This is a genomic window from Microvirga sp. KLBC 81 (assembly GCF_003075415.1).
Lineage (GTDB): Bacteria > Pseudomonadota > Alphaproteobacteria > Rhizobiales > Beijerinckiaceae > Microvirga.
The window spans coordinates 1-3,235 of the sequence record NZ_QDAH01000186.1 but is presented as its reverse complement, the minus strand read 5'-3'; the positions used below and the strand labels follow the sequence as shown (position 1 = coordinate 3,235).

General features: G+C 63.6%; 2 protein-coding genes and 2 pseudogenes. 1 reads left to right on the top strand and 3 read right to left on the bottom strand.

Going from position 1 to position 3,235, the window contains the following annotated elements:
- Positions 1-70 precede the first annotated feature (70 nt).
- Positions 71-214, top strand: a pseudogene (locus DC522_RS37695) (site-specific integrase); the annotation flags it as partial.
- A gap of 7 nt (positions 215-221) precedes the next feature.
- Here DC522_RS37695 and DC522_RS37690 read toward each other — a convergent pair.
- The 3 genes and pseudogenes from DC522_RS37690 to DC522_RS32860 form a co-directional block, all read right to left on the bottom strand.
- Positions 222-1,244, bottom strand: coding sequence for a transposase (locus DC522_RS37690; RefSeq protein ID WP_371681096.1), 1,023 nt, complete (start codon positions 1,242-1,244; stop codon positions 222-224).
- 402 nt (positions 1,245-1,646) lie between these two features.
- Entirely contained in the window at positions 1,647-2,531 is an 885-nt protein-coding gene (locus DC522_RS32865) for a MurR/RpiR family transcriptional regulator (RefSeq protein WP_116532609.1), read from the bottom strand.
- A 57-nt stretch (positions 2,532-2,588) separates the two neighbouring features.
- Positions 2,589-3,235, bottom strand: a pseudogene (locus tag DC522_RS32860) (DDE-type integrase/transposase/recombinase); the annotation flags it as partial.

The window sequence follows — 3,235 nt, the reverse complement described above, 5'->3', positions numbered from 1 at the left end:
TCGAACCGATGAGCCAACCGATAAAGCTGGGGATTTTTACTTCGGCACTTCTGAGGAAAATTCACTCGGCATTGACATCACCTACCTTCGGGACGAAAGGGGCCTGCGGCCGAGTTCGATCCATCTCTACCGTCACAACCTGCGGAAGTTCGAGGCTTATCTCGAGCGACTGGACTGTCGTGACCTGCATGCCCTCTCCATGCCGGTCGTGTCTGGCTTCATCACCACCGCGGCGCAGGAGGTCGGCGATCTTGCGCGCCGTCGCCGTGCCGCCTTGGCCTTGCCCACCCGCGCGGCGAGCCGCCGGAAGGCGCCCAGCGCCGCAACCCGGAGATCTTGTTGTGCAGCGCGAGGCCCAGCCAGGAGGTGAAGTGCTGGGCGTTTAGCCAGGCTGCGAGATCCGGGCCGCACTCGCTGACCAACTTGAGCGCCAAGTAGGGTCCGATCCCATCGATCTGGGTCAGGTCGACCCCCGGGGATCGCATGCAGGGCCTCGCGCACCGGCACGGCCGGCTCATTGGCCTGCGGCTGCGCGGCGGGGCGGCGGCACCGCTGGGGGTGGGTTTGCAGGCGCTCCAGCACGGCCGCGATGCGCTGGTCGCAGGCGGCCACCTTTGCTTGGTAGATCTCATACAGCTCGAGCGCCTGGGACCAGGCGCAGACGTGCTCCTCCCGGTCTTGCCGACCAGCGCGGCGCGCAGAGTCGCGAGCGGGGTCTTGCAGCGCCCGTCGCGCAAGGCGGCTAGGCGGTCCGGATCGCGCTCGCCCGCCACCAGGGCCCGAATGATGCGCAGCCCCGTCTGGCCGGTGCTGTCGGCCACCACTGCTGGAGCTGCAGATTCATCTGGGTCAGCGCCTTCTGCATGGGCTGGATGTGGGCGGCCGCCGCCTTGAGGAGGCGCTCGCGCTGGCGCAGATGAGCGCAGAGTGGCGATCTCGCCGTGCGGGTGGAAGCTGGCCCGCAGAAGCCCGTACTCGTGCAGGCGCTGCCGCCACTGGGCGTCGCCCACGTCCGTCTTGCGGTCCGGCACCTGCTTGACCTCGCGGGCATTGACCACCACCACCACCACGAAGCCGCGCTGGGTGAGGAGCTCGGAGAGCGGAATCCAGTCGACCCCGGTCGACTCCAGGGCCACCGTGGTGACCCTGCACTGCTCAAACCAGTCGGCGAAGCGGTGCAGGTCGCCCGTGAAGGTGTCGAAGGTGCGCACCGGCTCGGGATCGCAGCGAGGCGGCTGCCACATGCATCCGGGCGCCGATGTCGACGGCGGCCGCATGCGGGTGGACCGGGGTCCCGCGCGAGGCGGGACGGTGACGTGCGCGTCATGGCAGCCTCCCTCTGGGACATCATCGGAGGGCGGGGCTGCGCGAAGACCTCACATTCCTAACCGGGATCGCCTGGGCGTCACCACTCTCAAGGGCGCAGCAGCCCGTGGACCATGGTCGCCATCGGGGTTGGGACCACCACATTGGGATCGGCCGCTCCCCTCCGCAGCCGATCATAGGGCGCCCTGTTTCTCCCGCCACAGGCGGATTGAGAATTCGCGCCCCCTCCCAGCAGTATCTCTCCCGAAGCAAATCCAAATTAACCACCCTGCAACGCCCTGCGTCGGGACAAGCTGTAGCTCTATAAAGTTCCCACCACCTCAAATCTTCCGCCGCGGGATGGATGTCGCGTAGGTGTTCATCGCAGAAAGGTGACGATCAGTGCGCTTAAGCTCTTCCAGAGCTGCCGCACGGTCATGGGTTGCCAGCAGGCCACATAAGACCTCCGAGACGGCGAGGGCCGGCGTCAAGGTATGAAAAAAGGTCTGGCTCTCCGTCGAGCACAGGACAACGTGCTCGGCGATCGTAGCCAAAGGGGAAACCTCGCTGTCAGTAATCGCAACAATTCCCACGCCTTTGTCGCGGGCGGCCTCAGCAAGCTCAAGAGTGTGAAGCGCGTAAGGGCTTATCGAAATTGCCAGCAGGACGTCTTCGGCGCTGGCGCGGATGAGCGCGTCGCCGCTTGTGCCGGCCGGACCATCGAGATGAATGGTCTTTTCACCAAGCAACGTCATAACATAGTAAAAATGCCAAGCCACTGAGTGGCAGGAGCGTGACCCGAGAACATAGACCCTCCGAGCTTTGTTCAAGCGATCCGCCATCGTGCCAAGCCGCGAGAGCGTGTCGGGTTCGCAGAGGCGCGCAATCTGTGCGGAAAGACTCTGGAGTATGCGTTGCGCCAGTCCCCCCCCGTTCGCCCCGCCTTCGTCTCTCCGCAATGCCTGAGCGGCAAACCCTTCGGCGCTGACCCGTATGACGTCAGCATGCTGACCACGAAATTCCTCGTATCCGGAGCATCCCAGGAACTTCGCCAGCCGCGTCATCGTAGAGGGTTGCACGCCCGCATTACGCGCCAACTCTCGCATCGAAACGAGTGCCACTTCCTGAGGATGTTCCAAGATATGACGAGCCGCCTGCTGCAACTGTTGGGGCATGTCGTCGAAACGTTCAATGATACGAGCGTGCAGAGGGCCCTTTTGCAACATTTGCCTCACTTAAGTTGCAGTAACTCAACCGGACGATCTCTCCAGCAGACGCAAAAGTCAAACAGCAGGGAGGGCTAAGCTGTCTGGATGCGAGACCTCCTTGGCGCGAGCGACGACTTGGAGGGCATCCGGCAAAGCGTGGGGATCGGGTGGCTTGAAGCGCCGGTTGGCGAGTTTGGACTCGGCAGCTAGGCGCCGTTGCACCACCTGCTCCGGTGAGGCGCCCTTGAGCACGCGCTAGCGTCTCCTGTTGTAAGCCCGATTGAAGCCTTTGAGCAGCGTCTCGAAGTCACGGATGGCTATCGATCGTGATCCCCAGCACCTCGCGCTGCACGCGGCCGTTGAAGCGCTCCACAAGGCCCTTCGTCTGAGGCATCTATGGCTTGGTCTTTCTATGCTGCACCTTCAGCTGGCGGCAGGTGTCCTCGAAGCCATCAGCCGTGAAGCAGGAATCTCTGTCCGTCAGGACGTGCGTGACCTTGAAGGGAAACGCGCGAACTGCCTCTTTCAGGAAGGCGACCGCACTTGTGGTCAGCTCGTCGTCTTTGACCGCCAGGTGCACCCAGCGCGAGCAGCGGTCGATGGCGACATAGAGGCAGCGCTTGCGGCTCTCGCCATTGGCGGTTTTCAGCTTGGGCAGGTGCTTGATGTCCAGATGCACGAAGCCGAGGTCGTAGTCTTTGAATGTGCCGCTCTTGCACTGG

What these genes read in the sequence shown, in the direction of transcription:
- DC522_RS32865 (WP_116532609.1), bottom strand. Translation starts at nt 2,531, where the DNA reads ATGTTGCAAAAGGGCCCTCTGCACGCTCGTATCATTGAACGTTTCGAC.
- DC522_RS37690 (WP_371681096.1), bottom strand. Translation starts at nt 1,244, where the DNA reads ATGTGGCAGCCGCCTCGCTGCGATCCCGAGCCGGTGCGCACCTTCGAC.